At 45.4% G+C, this 17,674-nt stretch carries 13 protein-coding genes; 6 read left to right on the top strand and 7 right to left on the bottom strand.

The window, feature by feature from the left end; genetic code table 11:
- The first annotated feature begins 28 nt into the window (after positions 1-28).
- The gene (locus M5J74_RS30255) at positions 29-1,870 is read left to right on the top strand and encodes an iron uptake porin (RefSeq protein WP_250017246.1); all 1,842 of its coding nucleotides are present in this window, start codon (positions 29-31) and stop codon (positions 1,868-1,870) included.
- A gap of 114 nt (positions 1,871-1,984) precedes the next feature.
- Here M5J74_RS30255 and M5J74_RS30250 read toward each other — a convergent pair.
- The 7 genes from M5J74_RS30250 to M5J74_RS30220 all read right to left on the bottom strand — a co-directional run bounded on the left by M5J74_RS30250 (position 1,985) and on the right by M5J74_RS30220 (position 8,453).
- A protein-coding gene (locus M5J74_RS30250; protein ID WP_371933972.1) for an IS3 family transposase occupies positions 1,985-3,126 on the bottom strand; the annotation gives its coding sequence in 2 pieces (ribosomal slippage) (positions 1,985-2,853 and positions 2,853-3,126; 1,143 coding nt in all).
- A gap of 215 nt (positions 3,127-3,341) precedes the next feature.
- Complete coding sequence (locus M5J74_RS30245) at positions 3,342-3,686, bottom strand: hypothetical protein (protein WP_250017244.1); 345 nt, start codon at positions 3,684-3,686, stop codon at positions 3,342-3,344.
- 623 nt (positions 3,687-4,309) lie between these two features.
- Positions 4,310-5,821, bottom strand: a complete 1,512-nt coding sequence (gene c2c8, locus M5J74_RS30240; RefSeq protein WP_250017242.1) for a type V CRISPR-associated protein C2c8 — start codon at positions 5,819-5,821, stop codon at positions 4,310-4,312.
- A 404-nt stretch (positions 5,822-6,225) separates the two neighbouring features.
- Positions 6,226-6,570 carry a hypothetical protein gene (locus M5J74_RS30235; protein ID WP_250017241.1) on the bottom strand — a complete coding sequence of 115 codons (345 nt, stop codon included), beginning with the start codon at positions 6,568-6,570 and terminating at the stop codon, positions 6,226-6,228.
- 329 nt (positions 6,571-6,899) lie between these two features.
- Positions 6,900-7,250 (bottom strand): hypothetical protein, encoded by a 351-nt coding sequence (locus tag M5J74_RS30230; protein WP_250017239.1) that lies wholly within the window; start codon positions 7,248-7,250, stop codon positions 6,900-6,902.
- 77 nt (positions 7,251-7,327) lie between these two features.
- Positions 7,328-7,561, bottom strand: a complete 234-nt coding sequence (locus M5J74_RS30225) for a hypothetical protein (protein WP_250017237.1) — start codon at positions 7,559-7,561, stop codon at positions 7,328-7,330.
- 406 nt (positions 7,562-7,967) lie between these two features.
- Positions 7,968-8,453 carry a DUF2808 domain-containing protein gene (locus M5J74_RS30220; protein WP_250017235.1) on the bottom strand — a complete coding sequence of 162 codons (486 nt, stop codon included), beginning with the start codon at positions 8,451-8,453 and terminating at the stop codon, positions 7,968-7,970.
- Positions 8,454-8,977: 524 nt separating this feature from the next.
- On the opposite strand from M5J74_RS30220, the gene M5J74_RS30215 reads away from it, so the two are divergent.
- From M5J74_RS30215 to rppB, 5 genes are all read left to right on the top strand, one after another.
- Positions 8,978-10,657 carry an efflux RND transporter periplasmic adaptor subunit gene (locus tag M5J74_RS30215; protein WP_250017234.1) on the top strand — a complete coding sequence of 560 codons (1,680 nt, stop codon included), beginning with the start codon at positions 8,978-8,980 and terminating at the stop codon, positions 10,655-10,657.
- Between the two features lie 11 nt (positions 10,658-10,668).
- Positions 10,669-13,788 (top strand): efflux RND transporter permease subunit, encoded by a 3,120-nt coding sequence (locus tag M5J74_RS30210; protein WP_250017232.1) that lies wholly within the window; start codon positions 10,669-10,671, stop codon positions 13,786-13,788.
- Between the two features lie 67 nt (positions 13,789-13,855).
- Complete coding sequence (locus M5J74_RS30205; protein ID WP_250017231.1) at positions 13,856-15,316, top strand: TolC family protein; 1,461 nt, start codon at positions 13,856-13,858, stop codon at positions 15,314-15,316.
- A gap of 150 nt (positions 15,317-15,466) precedes the next feature.
- On the top strand, positions 15,467-16,171 hold the full coding sequence (rppA, locus tag M5J74_RS30200) for a two-component system response regulator RppA (RefSeq protein WP_250017655.1): 705 nt from the start codon (positions 15,467-15,469) through the stop codon (positions 16,169-16,171).
- Positions 16,128-17,522: a two-component system sensor histidine kinase RppB gene (gene rppB, locus M5J74_RS30195; protein ID WP_250017654.1), complete on the top strand. Its 1,395-nt coding sequence runs from the start codon at positions 16,128-16,130 to the stop codon at positions 17,520-17,522. The genes rppA and rppB overlap by 44 nt, the downstream gene beginning before the upstream one ends.
- The last annotated feature ends 152 nt before the right edge of the window (positions 17,523-17,674 follow it).

Below are 17,674 nucleotides of genomic sequence, written 5' to 3'. Positions count from 1 at the left end.
TAACATTGGTGTGAGTGAGAATAAAGTCATGGCGAAATCTTTATGGTATGCTCTACGGTTGAGTCCAGTAATTCTGGGTACTACCCTGTTTGTAGCGAATAGTACTCAAGCTGCTGAAGCACCCGTGACAGACTTAACGTTAAAATCCTCAAGATCTTCTGTTACTGCTGTAAACCGTAGAAATACTACCACATCAAATTTTAAGGAAGTTGCAGCTTTTCCTGCATCTGAAGTTGAACCAGAAGAAAAGGCAGGAGACACTTTAGAGAGTCAAACACAAGTACAAACTTCTGGCGAACTAGGTGAAAACACTAGAAACCAACTTAACGACAGTGTTCCAGCTACGGATATGCTGGCTCAGGTAACATCTGTTTCTCAGTTATCTGACGTACAGCCTACCGACTGGGCATTTCAAGCCTTGCAGTCCTTAGTCGAGCGTTACGGTTGTATTGCTGGGTATCCTGACGGAACTTATCGCGGCAACCGCGCCTTAACTCGGTATGAATTTGCTGCTGGTTTGAATGCTTGCTTGGACAGAGTTAACGAACTGATTGCGACCGCTACTGCCGATATGGTCAACAGAGAAGACCTGGCAACTCTACAGCGGTTGCAGGAAGAATTTTCAGCGGAACTAGCCACCCTGCGCGGTCGCGTCGATGCTTTAGAAGCGCGGACGGCTGAATTAGAAGCAAATCAATTTTCGACTACCACCACACTATCTGGAGAAATAGTCGTTGCCGCAGCAGATGTCTTTGGTGATGAGCGAGCTGTTCGTAGCGGTGAGGCAGAAGGTTCTAGAGGAGATTTGGACATCAATACTATCTTGGCTGACCGCGCTCGTCTTAGTTTCAACACCAGTTTTACTGGAAAAGATTTACTGAGAACTCGGCTGCAAGCCCGCAATATCACTCCGTTTACGCGAACTGGAACTCCTGGTGCTTCAGGCGATACGGGTACTGCTATGACACGCCTATCGTTCGATGGTAGTGATAGCAATGATGTTGTCCTCGACGACTTTTTCTATCGTTTTCCAGTGGGTGACATTGCTGAAGTCAAAGTTGACTTTGCCAACTCTGACTTCTTTGAAAACATGTACAATTTCAACCCCGTGCTTGAAGGCAGTGGTAACGGAGCCATTTCTAACTTTGGACGCTTTAACCCGATCTATCGCCAACAGGGTACGGTGGGTTCGGCTTTAACTGTCAACATTAACCCTAAAGGTCGTATTGGTCTGTCTCTCGGCTATAAAGCACCAAATTCTAACAACCCTGGCAATAGTTTTGGACTATTCAACGGAGATTATGCGGCGATCGCTCAACTAGCTTTTCGTCCCTCGGATGCCTTAAATTTAGGACTGACCTACGCTCACAGCTATGACAATGCCGTGACCGATAGCGTTACTACTAGCAACAATATTAGCGTTTCGGGAGGTACTGGCAGTAACTTTGCCAACAACCCCTTCGATAATGCCGCCACTTCAGCCAATCACTATGCCGCTCAAGCTAACCTCAAGCTAGGTGAAAGAATCACAATTTCGGGTTGGGGCGGCTACACTGTCGCTTTGAATGAAAACAGCCCTTCTCAGTCTGCTGACATTTGGAACTGGGCGGCAACCTTAGCCATACAAGACTTGGGTAAAGAAGGCAGCGTACTCGGTCTGATCTTTGGTCAGCCACCCAGAGCAGCTAGTAATGATTTTGGCGGTCGTCGCGACCAAGATACTTCTTATCACGCGGAATTACTCTATCGCTTTCCTATTACCGATAATATTGAGGTCACTCCTGGCGCGATCGTAATTTTCAACCCAGAACACAACAATGACAACAGCAACATCTATGTTGGAACTATACGAACGACCTTCAAGTTTTAAATCTTGGTTCTAAGGATTTGTCCTTGCTCGTCTGTTTACTGAAGTGGTTCCAACCAGTTAGACAATTTGGAGGGATCTCTAAGCTCTGAAAAGTGGAGATCTCTATGTCCTAACTCAAGCATTTTTACGATTCAATCGCGTTTCCCAATAGACAACTTCAGGGGTGCGATAATTCAATGCTTGATGTGGACGCTCTTGATTATACCATTCAAACCATTTTCGTACCTCCTGGTTCAAATGAATTCCATCCTCAAACGCCATCAAATAAATCAACTCGTATTTTAGCGCTCGCCACAATCGTTCAATAAAAATGTTGTCATGACAACGTCCTCGACCATCCATACTGATTTGCACTCCCACTGCCTTGAGACAGCTAGTGAAATGGCTTGAGGTAAATTGGCTACCTTGGTCGGAGTTGAAAATTTCAGGTGTGCCATAATCTGTGATTGCTTGCTGCAACGCTTCAAGGCAAAATGTTGCATCTAACGTGTTGGAGATCTGCCAGGACAATACTTTGCGACTAAACCAATCCATCATTGCCACTAAATAGAAATGCCCCTTGAGGACAGGTAAATAAGTAATGTCGGTACACCAGACTTGATTGGCTTGAGCGATCTCCAAGTTTCTCAGCAGATAAGGATACACTTGATGTTCCGGATGGGCTTGACTCAAGCGTGGTTTGGGATAAATTGCTTCTATTCCCAACTGTCGCATCAACCGTTGCACTCGTTTACGATTGATCTCATAGCCGTACTGACGCAGCACTACCGTCATCCGACGACTGCCATAAAACGGCGTTTTCAGGTATTGCTGGTCGAGCAATCGCAGCAAGGTCAACTCTTCTTCTGACGGGGCTTGCGGCTGGTAGTAAAAGCTAGAACGGGCAATTCCTAATAATTGGCACTGCCGCACAATGCTCAGTTGCGGATGGTCAGTCACTACCAAGGTTTTTCGCTCTTCAACCCCAATTGTGCTGACCTGATGGCTAAAAAATCCCGTTCTACCTTCAACTGTCCAATTTGGCGATACAACTCATCAATCTGAGCTTGTTGGCTCTCGTTGGCTTTGCCGATCTCACTCCCCTTTTCAAACAGACTGCTGGCTTCCTCTAACAACTGTCTTTTCCAGTTGTTAATCATGGTTGGATGCACTTGGTACTGGCTTGCTAATTCTGCAACGGTTTTTTCACCTCGGACGGCTTCCAGTGCAACTTTGGCTTTGAATTGGGAACTGTACTGTTTGCGTTTGTTACTCATGAACTACTCCTATCATATTTTGAGTGGTTCAGAGCTTAACTCCCTGTCCAGTTTTTTGGTTCCACTTCATACGAACGGGCAAGGATTGTGCGATCGTCACGGATTTATAAACGTACTTATCATTAGGTTTGGAGCGTATTGTTAAACACCTATATTTGGAAAACTATGCTTTCCAAATATAGATGTGTGGCTATTATTTTGCGCTATGTATTTTATTAATCTTTTCTCAAACTTTCTATATAGGACTTCACAGCTCTGAGGTAGCTTCGATCGGTTGCAGCTTCAGGGGAAACTTTGTTCTTTTTAACTGCACTTTGCACGAGATCTTCAGCACTGACTCTCCCCGCCTCATAAGCTGCAAGGAACGCACTATAGCCAGGGATACCTTGGTCTCGAAAGTAACCTTGATAAGCCAAGTACACTAGATTAAAGGGACGCAGTTGATATCTCACAACAGTACTGTTTTCTCCTCGATCTGCTGCTATCTCAACTCCAAGGGTAGGTGCAGTAATAGCAGACACCATCAAAACCGACAAAACTCCAAGTATTGCAAATTTCATAGCACAAACTCCTGAATAAACACTGGTTCGCTAAATGAGTTCAATTTTGGAGCGGCAGTCTGTAGACATAGATGACGATTGAAAAGTCAGCTTCTTACAAGCATCTAGTAAAAATTTAAACAAAACTACTTTCTTCAACTCGATCTCAGATAACCTGGTTGTAGATGAACTGTGTACTAACACAAGCAGTAGATAGCTAAAACCAAAATCCGATATCTACGAAGGAGAGAACCTAGTTGAGGTGTAGCTTCCTTGAATAACGTCGTCTTCAGTTCTAGCTTCGTGTTGTTCAAACTTTTAGTGCAAACTACTAAACTTCTGAATAGCACTTCTGCAAAGCTGTAAGCTTTTCCTGGTGGTTCTCTCAGTTAGTCTAGCTGTAAGAACTTTATAACCTCTTGTGTTCTATGCTTCCGTGGACTGTCGCTCTCCTGCAATTCCTACTGACTTCCTACTGATTGACAAGTGAAGTGTTTAAATCCTAAATTCATAAACGCGTTTGATACGCAAAGGATTTAAAACTGGTAGTTCTGCTCAAAGAAGTAAGAGCTTCAAAACTAAAAGAATGAAGGCTATTAGTCGCAAAATTAAGCGATCTAAACAAGCGTTTCTTGCAACTTCCACTAATAACTAGAGTTAGCCTCGGACTGATTTTGAAGCAACGGGATTATTTCAGGAATATCCCCTACTCCACAAAGACCGATACTTTCTAAGATAAAGTTGGAGGTTGTCCCTGCATCGCAGGAAAGTCCACCCTGCGGTGGTTCCTGGTTCAACGTCTCAGTGGACTCCCCAGGCGTTAGTTCCCACTCCCAAGCGCGGTACCTTCTAGAGAAGTTTGTTGAATAGACAGCGCGCGACCACTGCAATTGCTCGCGACGCTTCTCAGTACATTGCTTCAGTTCATCAGGTAAGTCTTTAGGGCTGACCGAAATTAACTCTCGCCCTTGTACTGAAGCCTTTTGTTTGATTAGACCAGCGAGCTGACCCAAGCTATTGTCCAGCAAGCCTTTACTGAACTCTGCTTTGTGGTTTGCACCGTTGTGTTCAAATTCTCCTAATTTATTCACAATTGCTATAGGTTTACGAGTAATTCTCTTAATTTCGGGCTTGACTATAGCAATAGCATCATATTCTCGCACTAAGTATGTTGAAATTTTGTGATTAGTGGCAAGACGACTACGGCGAATTTTCTCATACAATCGAGATATCTTCCGCTGGGTCTTAGCTCGGTTTGCTCCTTTGCCAGGATCGATAGGACAACTGAGAAAATGCTCTCCTAAGCTAGGGTTATAAGTAGAAATTGGACAAGTTTTTTGTTGGCGACAGAGCTGGCGTTGGAGTTGCGCTAATTGTTTCTCCATTTTATGGTAAAAGTTTGGCGACTCCACTACTTTTTCACCATCAGTAGTAAGGTGCGAATAGCCTAGCGATACGCCTACTGCTTTATTGGTGGGCTTTTCTTTGTTGACTGGAAAACAACCTGATAACTGTAAGTAATAACCTGAAGGCTCTTTGACTATTTTTAGAGTAACGATGGGGACTGATTTTAACCAACGTCGATCGAGAGTCTTAACCGTTACCTTTCCTAGCTTTGGTAATGTAATTCGCTTCCCTGAAATCTTAATAGGCTTAGCATTATTATTTATCAGGGTTCTAAATTTATCCTTGTACTGCTTGTAACGAGGACGTTGGCGTTTACCTGATTTATAAGCAGTCCATGCGTCAGCCAGAGATTTCAAAGTACCGGCAACAAATCTACAAGGAACGTCGCAAAACCAGGGCTTGTCCGAATGGTTCTTTTGAGCAAAGTAGTAGAGGAGTCCAAAAAACGTGGGTGACTCTAACACAGGTTTGCGATAAACCTGGGGTATAGGGCAGCTCATTCGGTACGGTTTCTTTTTGGCTATCCGAGTGAAAGCAATAAGTTGCCCAACAGAGTCTCGGTAATATGTCCAGGGAATGGGACAACAGGGAACCCAAGTCTGGGAAACTTTATCCCAAGTACTAAAGCTGTTAAATTCCTCTAACAAGTGTAATCCTTGATTCCAAATCCATCGCTGAATGGCAAGCCAGCTATCGACTTTTGCCTGTTGGTAACGATTGAGGCTTAACTTGAATTCGACAGTCCGCATGATATACTAAGTTTCCCTTCCAAGCAGTGGACACACATCAGGCAGCAGGAGTAGAAAATGTACAAAGCGAAGCAGTGTAGAAAAAAGAGAGTTATGGAAGTAGTAACGTAAACCAACTTCTCAATCGCGCTACTTCTTGAGTAAAACACTCAATGGATATACAACTTAATAACTTGACAGCTTTAAATGAAATCACGATGAAATAAATTTCAGTCAAAGAAAGCCGTTGTTGCGGTGCTTCTTTCCTGATTCACCCTTCCCAAACACAGTCCATTATCTTCAAAGCAGATTGCTTTTTTTTGGCTGATTGAGGAAAGCTTGTAAGCTAAGGCAGTTCAACCAAATTAATGCGTCAAACAGCTATTACTAGACTGTTGTAAGCCTAACAAACTTGTTACTCTTGCCTAACGTTTACTTAACGAAAACAGTTGAGCTTCAACAGCCCTCAGATATCTTTTATTATTTAGAACTTGAGCTGAAAGTTTGTTTCTTTCAACTGCGCTTTGAACGAGTTTTTTGGGGGTTATTCTACCCATCCTGTAAGCTGAGAGGAAAGCGCCGTAGCCAGGTATACCTTGGCTTCGGAAGTAACCCTGATAAGCCATATGGACTAGGTTAAAGGGTTTTAGCTGACTAATAGTAGCATTATTTGCTGTGTTGGTGAATGCTGCTATCTCAGCTTTCACTGTAGGTACAGTTGCAGCAGAAATCAGCAAAACTGCTAAGCTACTGGATATAAAAAATTTCATGGTTGTGCATCCTAAACAAACTCCGCCTGACTGAAGAAGTTCAAACTTGATACTGAAGTCTGTCACTACTGCAAGCGAAAAATAATTTTTTGAGTCTCAGTTGAGCTTGGAACAAAATCCCTGTTAGCTTTGCCTTAACAAATCAAGTAGTTTTTCAAGCAGCAAGCAAACAAAATCAAGTTTCAAAGCTATTAGAGCAGAGGACTAAGTATAGACTCAGCCTCAGATCGATTCTTGTAATGAAGATTGAGGCAGAACTGTCATGAAGTTGGCGAAAAAACAAACCTTTTTTACAAGGAGTAGCCTCAATCCACATCTAGCATCATTTTTTAGGGTGTGGTTGACGGTATAGTCACCGACCCTGGTGCCGATGGTTGCTCAGAACTATCTGGCTCTTGATTTTGCTGGGTTGGTACTTCAGATGGCGAGCTAGGTTGTTCTGTTGATGAAGTGCTAGGCATCTGTTGTTCGCTCGCTCGGGCTGCATCACACTTTTTCATAGCTGCGATTCTTTCCCTAGTACCTCCCCCAGTAGGTCTGGCTGGGGGAATGGATTGACAAGCTCCTTTATTAGATCTGTTCGAGTTTTCTGCATAGGCAGCAGAACCGAAAAAAGTGTTAGTAAAGCCGATCGCAGGTATAGCTAGGACGAATACGGTACTAATAACAAATCTTTTCATGACAAAACTCCAAATGAAGAGGTGAAATAGCAAGACTAGTCAAACTTAATGTGGGATAAAAGTTTAGTTTTCCCACGCTAACTCTTAACGGTTAAAAATTGAGGCTTCAAAATTGAGGCTTCGCTGATATGTTCTGCAATCAGAGAAAATTTCCCGATCGGATGAGGACTCGTTTGAATCTGAACCATACTGATTTTTCGGTTGGCATTCATTCCAATACTTCTACCGTATGCTGGGTAAGCCAAGTGAAAACTGACAAATGCTCTGCCTAAAAATTGAAAGTGCCGTTCCCGTAGACATAGATTGAACAAAAGCTGCCAGAGGTCTAGCTCAAGTTTTTTACAAACCTAAAGTTAGAACTAGCTATTAGTCATTCCGATCGCTCTAGTTATACGTGAGTGAAAACGGTTAGGCTAGCAATTGTCCTTGAGACTACAAGCTAATTTAGCTGCAAATCTTAACCTGGATTAGTCAACTAAAAAATTTTATCCAACTAATTTCTCAGTTTTTTTAGTTAGTTAAGATTGACTAATTTAGTTGAAAGAAGTCGTTTGAAGATACAACAAAATATTAGTATCTGAGTACCTATGCGTTCAAGTCCGAACGTAAGATTAACGTCTTCCTTAAAGAAAGGCAGCAGCTCATCCCTTTATTTACTATCTTGACAGCTTGAGATGAATTTAGGGTGAAATATTAAAATTCACTCCCAGAATTGTCTCATCGGTAAAACCGAAAGCGAGCAAACCCGATAGGTAGATCTGCATTGATGCCAACGAGTCTAGCATGAACCTTGTATAACCAAGCATTGGTAACGCCTGAAATTTTTACATCTCTCATAGCAATTTTGAGTTCAGTTCCAGGATTGACAGGTGTAGGAAATGTTAATGTGACTTTGCTACCATCAACAGAAACATTTGTATCAACTTGGCGACCAGATTGGTCAAACACACCGATCTTACTTTTGTTTTTGACAGTCAAACCAGCGGGGACGCTAATCGTCAACTGGGAGAGAGGGTTACTCTCTTGAGGGATCTGCAAACGAAAAGTGTGTCTAACAATTTTCCATCTGCTTTGAGGAAATTGGACAGAGCTAACAATACGTGGAACCTTTGCAGGAGCTGTTATGGAACTTCCGTAAGCAGATGGAACCGCTGTTGCGACTGTCAAACTAAACGTAGCAGCATAAATTAGGGCTTCGAGCATTTTGACTCGACTTTACTAAATAGTCGGCTAAATCAACTGAGATTTTAGGTTTACTTGAATTAAATCGACCTTTACGTAATCAAATTAACAGAAGATTATGAAATAGGAATGAAATTTTAGTCGATTAAAATTAAAATTATCAATTTAAGCGGTGATTGATAGATCCGACGAAAATTAGTGTTTGTGAATGGTACTATGTCAAAATACGCAAAACAGTTAGAAATGATAAAAATGAATGGATTGACTTTATCTGAAAAAATAATGCTTCAAATGTTAATGGCAGTGGCTTCTAATCATCAGTAGCATAAAAAAAATCATCTGTTCCTATAAAAATTTCATCTCTATTTCATAGTTATGTGAAACAATAGGTGTTTAGCGTTCGCCTGTCACTTCTCAAATTCAAATTTAGCCGATCGGCAAGAGTTTTGGCTTTTTCCTCTCGCGCAGTATTATAGGATCTCTCCATGCTCCGAGCTATTAAAGTTTGCCTTTCACCTAGCTCAATTCAAAACAAAGGATTTCTAATGCCTTACAAAATGAACCTTTCTCGAATACAGCGGGAGGCATTTTCTGGAGTTTTCCTAAGCCTGCTGCTTCTAACCCCAGGTGCTAAAGTTCTTGCTGGCGCTGGGCATGGAGGCTCTGAGTTTCAGGGCGGTAGCAATGCAAGTCAAATGACTGAACCGATTCCAATTGATACTAGCATTGCAGCACAATTGGGAATTAAAGTAGAGCCTGTCATCCAGCAGCGACTGGCAACTGGTATTAAAGCCACAGGTCAGATTGAAACTTTGCCGAATCGTCGGGTGGACGTGACAACTCCGGTAGGGGGAACAGTAATCAAACTGTTAGTCAATCCAGGGGAACAGGTGAAAGTAGGTCAGGCGGTTGCCATTATGACTAGCCCAGACTTGGCAGAACTTCGCACCAGTGCTTTGGACAGACAGGCAGAGGCGATCGCCAGCGTACAGCAAGCACAAGCAGACCTAAGGCTGGCGCAACAAAATTACGTACAGCAGCAGAAGATAGCTGCTACTGACATTCAGCAAGCCCAGACTGCCCTGAATTTTGCACAGGAGAGGTATGACCGAGACAAGGAGTTACTAGATAAGCGTGCCATTCCCCGACGGCAGGTGTGGGAGTCTGAAACTCAACTAGCAGTTGCAAAAGCAGCCCTTGCCAAAGCCCAAAGCCGCTTGCAGGTTTCAGAGGCACAGGCACAACTAAAGCGCGCCCAGTCGGGACTGGAAGTAGCGCGATCGCGGGTAGCTCTGAGCAATCAAACTTATCAAACCCGACTCCGGCAATTGAGAGCTACCCCTAACGCGGATGGCACGATAACCATTATGGCTCCTATTGCTGGAGTTGTAGCTAACCGAGAAGCGACGATAGGTGAATCAGGACAGGATGCAGGCAAGAGGATCATGACGATTGTCGATGGCAGTGGAGTTTTCGCCACGGCAAATATTTACGAAAAAGATAGTAACCAAATCAGAGTTGGTCAACCAGTACGAATAAAAATTGACAGCTTGCCAAATCGTACATTTAGGGGACGGGTAGCAGTGATCGGTTCGGCGATCGAAGGAGAAAACCGCATTGTTCCAGTGAGAACAGAACTAGACAATCCAGGTGGCGTGCTGAAGCCGGGAATGTTTGCTCAGTTAGAGATTTTGACCGATCGCACTCCAACAGCAGTACTGGCGGTTCCCAGTGCGGCGATCGTGGAAGCGGGCGGCAAAGATGTTGTCTACGTCCAAAAAGATAATACTTATCAGCCTACTGAAGTGACACAGGGTCGCACCTCTGACGATTCGATCGAAATAAAAAGTGGCATATCTGCTAGCGATCGCATTGTTACTCAGGGTGCGCCCCTCCTCTATGCCCAATCTCTAAAAGGTGGTGGCAAGGAAGAAGGAGACTCCCACGGTGAAGAATCAGGCTCCCCTAGTGAAGAGGTAAAATCCCCAAGCTCCTTTCCTTTACCCTGGTGGCTCATCCTACCCTTGGGTGGGGCAAGCCTGGCTGGAGCTTTCTGGGTGGGTTCATTCTGGACAAAGCGTCGTCTTCGGTCTAACCCGATTTCCCAGATTGATTCAGGTGTTTACGAAACTGGAGTCGATCTAGATGGCTCCAAATCAAATGGCTCATTTCCCTTTGAGCATGGAGATGAGAAGCCTGAAGCAAGCCGAAATCCCCATCAATAGTTGAATTAACTATGCTGAATTCCATTGTTAAATGGTCAATTACCCAACGCTGGCTGGTCGTCATTGCTTGGATTATTGTAGCTGTGTGGAGCTTGCAGTTGCTGCTCCAGATGCCCCTGGACGTGTTTCCCACCTTTGCACCGCCGCAGGTAGAAATCCTTACGGAAGCCCCTGGCTTTGCACCAGAAGAAGTGGAGTCTTTAGTAACTCTTCCGATCGAGAGCGCCATTAATGGTACTCCAGGAGTAGAATCCGTTCGTTCTTCTTCTGGAGTTGGATTATCTATGGTGCGAGTTGTATTTAACTGGAGTACGGATATTTATAAAGCTAGACAATTAGTGACTGAGCGGGTACAGCAGGCGCAGGGTAAATTACCGGAAGGTATAGAGCGTCCCGAACTTGCTCCTGTCAGTTCGCCCATTGGCACCATTCTCAAAATTGCCTTCACTGCTGACACTACACCGATGATGGACGTACAGCGGATTGTGAACTGGCAAGTCAGAAACCGCCTGCTGGCGGTACCAGGGGTGACTCAAATTACCGTTTGGGGCGGCGATGTCCGCCAATACCAAGTGCTGGTTGACCCTGCCAAGCTAAGGGCGTTTAACGTCACCCTGGCAGAAGTTACTAAAGCAGTTGAAGAGGCAAATGTCAATGCTCCAGGTGGTTTTCTGATCGATCCAGACCGAGAATTTTTGATTCGGGGGACTGGTCGCTTGCAATCGATCGATCAGTTGAAGAAAGCGGTAGTGACCGAGCGCGATAGTGTTCCCGTGCTGCTCGATAACGTTGCCAACGTGCAGATTGGGGCGGAATTAAAGCGGGGAGATGCCAGCTTTAATGGAAAAAAAGCAGTTCTGCTTGTGGTAAACAAGCAGCCAGCGGCTGATACAGTCACCGTGACAAAAGCCGTGGAAGCCGCGTTGGAAGAAATAAAACCTGGTTTGCCCAAGGATGTAAAAATTACTACAACCTACGACCAAGAAAGCTTTATTGAAGCCTCCGTCAAAAACGTGGAAGAGGCGTTGCGGGATGGCGTGATTATCGTCTCAGTCGTCCTGATTTTGTTTTTGATGAACTGGCGTACGGTGGTAATCAGCCTGAGCGCCCTGCCCTTATCTCTCCTATTAGGGATGGCAGTTCTGAAATTGACAGGGGATGGGATCAATACTATGACACTAGGGGGGCTGGTGGTTGCCATCGGCTCAGTAGTGGACGATGCGATTGTAGGTATGGAAAATGTCTACCGTCGCCTGCGGGAAAATCAACAAGAGGGGAATCCCGTACCGCCACTACAAGTAGTCTTTGACGCATCGGTGGAGGTGCGCGTCAGTATCTTGCTGGCATCAGTGATTATTGTGATAGTTTTCGCTCCGATCTTCTTTCTAGAAGGCGTGGAAGGGCGAATTTTTACCCCAATGGGAGTAGCTTATCTGCTGTCAATTATTGCCTCGACGGTGGTAGCACTCTCCTTGACCCCAGCCCTTTGTGCCTTAATGCTAGTAAATCGGCAGTTACGTGAAGAAGAAACCTGGATATCGCGTTTGTCTGCCCGCTTGTATCGTCCGGCGCTGCTGTTCTCGTTGCATCGCCCTAAATTGGTTCTATTGACGGCAATAACTGCTTTTGTAGCCTCTATGGTTATTCTAAGCGGAGTGGGACAGGTGTTTCTGCCGGAGTTTCAAGAACCTTCACTGGTGGTGGCGATGAATCTTTATCCAGGCGTGTCATTGGATACGACAAATCGCGCTGGTGCAGTGCTGGAGAATAAATTTAAAGACGACCCCAGATTTACAGCACTCCAGCTGCGTCCTGGTCGCGCGCCAGGAGACACCGAAGGGGCAGGGGTAAACTTTGCAGAATTGGATGTGGAGCTAAGCGAAGAAGGCATGAAAGACCGAGAGGCAACGATTGAAGCCTTGCGGACTGAATTTGAAAAACTCCCTGGTGTAGCTGCCAATGTCGGTGGCTTTTTATCTCACCGGATTGATGAAATTCTCTCTGGAGTCCGGTCGGCGATCGCCGTTAAGGTTTTTGGACCAGATCTAGAACAACTGCGGACGCTGGGAGGACAAATTCAATCGGTGATGAGTAGCGTGCCAGGTGTCGTCGATCTGCAACTGGAACCCCAAGTTCCTGTCAAACAGGTTCAGATTGAGTTCGACCGAGATGCCGCTGCTAGGTACGGCTTGACGGTAGGGCAAATTTCTGAAACGCTGGAAACTGCCTTAAATGGACGGGTTGTCTCTCAGGTTCTCGAACAGCAGCAGGTGTTTGATTTGCTAGTGTGGCTGGAGCCAAAGGCGCGACGAGATCTGCAAACGATTCGAGAGCTACTGATCGATACCCCCGAAGGTCGAAAGATCCCTTTGGCACAGGCAGCAAAAGTCGATTATAGTACGGGAGCTAACACGATTAACCGAGAAAGTGTTTCTCGCCGGATTCTTGTTTCTTCTAATGTGGACGGTCGAGACCTCGGTTCCGTAATTCAGGAAATTCGTGACAAGGTTAAGCGGGAAGTGACACTACCACCTGGCTATTTCATTGAGTATGGCGGTCAATTTGAGTCACAAGAGCGCGCCACACAAACCTTACTGGCGATCGGCGCTTTGGCGCTAGCGATCATTGCGATATTAATCTATTTCTCGGTTGGTTCCATTCCTGCTACGGTAATGATTATGCTCAACCTACCCTTGGCGATGATTGGGGGTGTGTTCACTCTAGCACTGAGCGGTGGCATTCTATCCGTAGCCTCAATGGTCGGGTTCATCACACTTTTCGGCGTTGCCATCCGTAACGGACTTTTGTTGGTTGACAACTATAACCATCGACTGGCAGCCGGACTCCCACTGCACGACGTGCTGATCGAGGGGTCAATGGAGCGCCTAATCGCTATTTTAATGACCGCTCTATCGTCTGCTTTTGGTATGCTGCCACTGGCGTTTGGCTCTGGTTCGGGTAAGGAATTGCTACAACCCCTAGCAGTAGTTGTTTTGGGTGGTATGTTTACCTCAACCGCTCTGACGCTGCTGGTGATTCCAGCCTTATACGCGCAGTTCGGTAAATTTGTTCTCCCCAAGAAAGTTTCTAACGCTGCTCGATCGCGGGTGGCAGAACAATTGAGCGCGTAAGATCGCAGCACTTTTCATGACTATTTCATCCCCTATTGAAAGGGTGTTTCAAACTGACAGAAAACTTATGGTTAGTGCTCGTTTTGTGGTATTAACGATCGTCAGTGCAATCTTTAGTTCTACTCAGACTCTATCTGCGATCGCCCAATCCAAACCAATTTCTCCAACTGTCTCAAAAAGCCAGACTGTCCAACCGCCGGACTCGCTCAATCCAAGTCCGAATCCGCTCGACCTGCCAACTAGTCCAGAGCAAGTTCGATCCCAACAGGCACAGCCAATTACTTTGCAGCAGGCGATCGCGTTGGCACGAAAGAACAATCGAGATCTCCAGATAGCAAGACAAACCTTGCAGCGCAGTCAAGCTGCTTTAAGACAAGTGCAGGCAGCTCAATTACCCACATTAAACACTCAGGCAGAAATTGCCAATGAACGGACTGCCAGAGAGACTCTTGACGACTTGAAATATCTAAATGAAAAATCCTCTCCTGCTAACGTTCTCAGCGGTACCATAGAAGTTGGTTACGACATCTTTACTGCTGGTAGAAGACCTGCAAGAATTAGATCTGCCCAAGAGCTGGTACGTTTCAATCGATTAGACGTACAGCGACTGAACGAACAAACTCGCCTCGATGTCACAAATACTTACTACGATCTACAAGAAACCGACGAACAGGTACGAATTGCCCAAGCTGCTGTTACTAATGCCCGCAGGAGTTTACAAGATGCTATTTCATTAGAAGAAGGCGGTTTGGGGACTGGATTTGATGTCGTGCGTGCCAGAGTCCAGCTTGGCAATGCAGAGCAGGAACTGATCGACGCTCAAAGCCAGCAAGATATCGCCCGTCGTCGATTAGTAGAATTGTTGAGCTTGAGCGAGACAGTAGATGTAAGTGCTGCCGATCCAGTGCGGCAAGCAGGCAGATGGTCGCTATCGCTTGAGGACAGTATTTTGCTGGCGTATAAAAACAGAGTAGAGCTGCAACAACAGCTAGCGCAACGGAGAATTGCCCAGCAGCAAAGACGAATTGCTCTAGCTGATGTAAGACCGCAGGTTAGTCTGTTTGCCAATTATCAAATATTGGATGACTTTAATGACGAATTTAGTTTAAAAGATGGATATGCAGCAGGAGCCAGGCTGCGCTGGAATTTCTTTGATGCCGGAGCTGCTAGATTTGGTGCAGCACAGGAGGATGCCAACCGAGCGATCGCTGAAACCCGTTTCGCTCAAACTCGCAATCAAATTCGTTTTCAGGTGGAGCAGGCATATAAAAACCTCCAGGCAAATGCCCGCAGCATTCAAACTGCCGCCGCTGCATTGCAACAGGCTCAAGAGGGTTTAGAAATTGCCCGCGTGCGCTTTCAAGGAGGAGCTGGTACTCAATTAGACGTAATTGCTGCCGAAAACGACTTGACACGAGCGGATGTGAATCGGCTTAATGCAATTTTAAATTATAACCGCGCACTGGCAACGCTACAACGCGCTGTTAGTAATCTTTCTAAAAGTAAATCTACCAACTCTTCTGAGTAAATAGAAGAAAGCAGGAAAAGTAATGCAATTGCCAGTAGCTTTTCTTGTACCCTTGGAATTTTGCAGGATTTGGAATGCGTTCAATGGAAAACATTACTGGAACTCAAACGCACCTTCATAGAAACGATGGCTAGGACGAAGTAGGTTGTTATGCGAATTCTATTAGTGGAGGATGAGCCGGATTTAGGTGATGCAATTAGGCAAAGGTTAAAGCAAGAGCGGTACGTTGTTGATTGGGTTTTAGATGGCGATGAAGCTTGGATGTATCTAGAAACATACTGGACAGAATATACACTAGCTATCTTCGACTGGTTACTGCCAGGGCTATCAGGCTTAGAACTGTGTCGGCGGCTGCGGCTGCGGAATAATTCGATGCCGATTTTAATCCTAACAGCTAAATGCGATCTTAGCGATCGAGTGACTGGGCTAGATGCAGGAGCTGATGATTATCTGGTGAAGCCGTTTGGCATGGCAGAACTGCTGGCACGGTTGCGGGCATTGCAGCGCAGATCGCCTCAAATCCAACCCCAGCAACTTCAGGTCGGCGATCTCATCTTAGATTACGGCACTCACACTGTGTGTCTTCAAAAGCAAAGCGGTGACAAGCAGTTTCTTTTACTGACACCAAAGGAATTTCAACTGCTAGAATGTTTCATGAAGCGCCCTAACCAGGCGATCGGCGGTGAGCAAATTGTCAAGCTCATTTGGGCGGCAAGTACAGAACCAACTAGTAACGTTCTAGCAGCCCAAATCCGTCTGCTACGGCGCAAACTGGCAGAAATTGGCAGTAGTTGCTCGATTGAAACTCTCTATGGCATGGGATACCGTTTCAACATCATCCTCGATCCAGAATAGGCTATTTCTACTGACTCGCTGGCGACTGGCAGGAATATATACTAGCGTTGTTGGACTGATTTGCACTCTAGCTGGATTTATTCTTTATCACACGATCGCCCATATAGGTTTAGCAGCTTTAGATCGAGAACTGAAGTCTGTAGCAAGTACGCTGCACGATAGCCTCGAACCGAGCCTAGTTTACCCTAATCGCGTAAAACCGGACGCTCAAAAAATCCTACCAAGTCTATGCACGGATGGGATAAGCTGCTTAACGCGAACAGCAGTAGCCAAGTCTCATTCTACAAGTATCTTTGACCAAAGCAACTACTACCTACGTTTATTAGACACCTCTGGAAACCTGGTTGCCGTAACAGGTTTTCACCCTACGGGGCTGCCAATTTTACTAGAACAGAACACTTGGCAAATCCTCCAAGACCGCGATGGTCGGCGTTATCATCAAATTTCTTTATCTCTTCATCCTAACAAGAATCTGCTTTGGGGATACATCCAGGTGGGGCGATCGCTGGAGGACTTTGATCGGTCGCTTGCTTACTTGCGATTAATTCTATTAGCAGGAGTACCAATTGGCATCATTGCGATCGGAGCTTCAGCTTGGTGGTTTTCAGGAGTAACGATCCAACCAATTTATAGTTCTTATTTAAAAATGCGACAGTTTACAGCTGACGCTGCCCATGAATTGCGGACTCCCATAGCAACGATCCAAGCCACTATGGAAAACAAAAGCCAGATCGAGCAGCCTTGGTCCGAGCAAGAAATAGAGAATGCTCTAACAACCATCGAACGTCAGAATAATCGCCTTTCTCGATTAGTTGAGGATCTTTTGTTACTTTCGCGGATGGAAAATCCGGCAAAAACATTGCACAAACAGCAAGCGTTAGTAATGAAACTGAGTTCCTGTAATTTAAACGAATTAGTCAGTGATGTAGTAGAAGGATTTTCTATTCTGAAAATTGCTGCTACTTTAAAGCTAACAGCTGATATACGGGTACGCCAAGCCCTTTACGCGATCGGAGATGAAGAGCATCTAGGTCGCTTAATTTCTAACCTCGTGAGCAATGCAATGCAGTACACTCCCCCAGGGGGTAGAGTCACGCTCGTGCTAGACCGACACGAGCATTATGCCATCATTCAGGTTGTAGACACGGGCATCGGCATTGCTTCCGAACACCAAGCACGAATTTTCGACCGCTTCTATCGCGTGAACAGCGACCGCTCTCGCCAGTCGGGGGGTACTGGATTAGGTCTAGCGATTGCTCAAGCGATCGTCCAAGCACATCATGGCAGCATTCAGGTTCAAAGTGAGTTGGGTAGGGGAAGTACGTTTACTGTTCGGCTACCCTTAAACTAAGGCATTGCTGCATGAAACAAAAGCGTTATGTTAGTTCACGTCCGAGGAGTTGGTTGCGATCGCCACTTGATTTTGTACCTTAGCGCGAAGCCATCTTAGTAACTTCTTTCCTTCTACGCCGCTAATGAATTCGCGTCGTTCGTCGGGCTAAA

This window comes from Chroococcidiopsis sp. CCNUC1 (assembly GCF_023546805.1).
Classification (GTDB): Bacteria; Cyanobacteriota; Cyanobacteriia; order Cyanobacteriales; family Chroococcidiopsidaceae; genus Chroococcidiopsis; species Chroococcidiopsis thermalis.
Note: the sequence above shows the minus strand (reverse complement) of the source record. Positions and strands in the feature narration are given on the sequence as shown.

Coding starts and splice junctions, on each gene's coding strand:
- M5J74_RS30205 (WP_250017231.1), top strand. CDS start 13,856: ATGGTTAGTGCTCGTTTTGTGGTATTAACGATCGTCAGTGCAATCTTT.
- M5J74_RS30235 (WP_250017241.1), bottom strand. CDS start 6,570: ATGAAATTTTTTATATCCAGTAGCTTAGCAGTTTTGCTGATTTCTGCT.
- rppA (WP_250017655.1), top strand. CDS start 15,467: ATGCGAATTCTATTAGTGGAGGATGAGCCGGATTTAGGTGATGCAATT.
- M5J74_RS30245 (WP_250017244.1), bottom strand. CDS start 3,686: ATGAAATTTGCAATACTTGGAGTTTTGTCGGTTTTGATGGTGTCTGCT.
- M5J74_RS30230 (WP_250017239.1), bottom strand. CDS start 7,250: ATGAAAAGATTTGTTATTAGTACCGTATTCGTCCTAGCTATACCTGCG.
- M5J74_RS30255 (WP_250017246.1), top strand. CDS start 29: ATGGCGAAATCTTTATGGTATGCTCTACGGTTGAGTCCAGTAATTCTG.
- M5J74_RS30210 (WP_250017232.1), top strand. CDS start 10,669: ATGCTGAATTCCATTGTTAAATGGTCAATTACCCAACGCTGGCTGGTC.
- rppB (WP_250017654.1), top strand. CDS start 16,128: ATGGCATGGGATACCGTTTCAACATCATCCTCGATCCAGAATAGGCTA.
- M5J74_RS30215 (WP_250017234.1), top strand. CDS start 8,978: ATGCCTTACAAAATGAACCTTTCTCGAATACAGCGGGAGGCATTTTCT.
- c2c8 (WP_250017242.1), bottom strand. CDS start 5,821: ATGCGGACTGTCGAATTCAAGTTAAGCCTCAATCGTTACCAACAGGCA.
- M5J74_RS30220 (WP_250017235.1), bottom strand. CDS start 8,453: ATGCTCGAAGCCCTAATTTATGCTGCTACGTTTAGTTTGACAGTCGCA.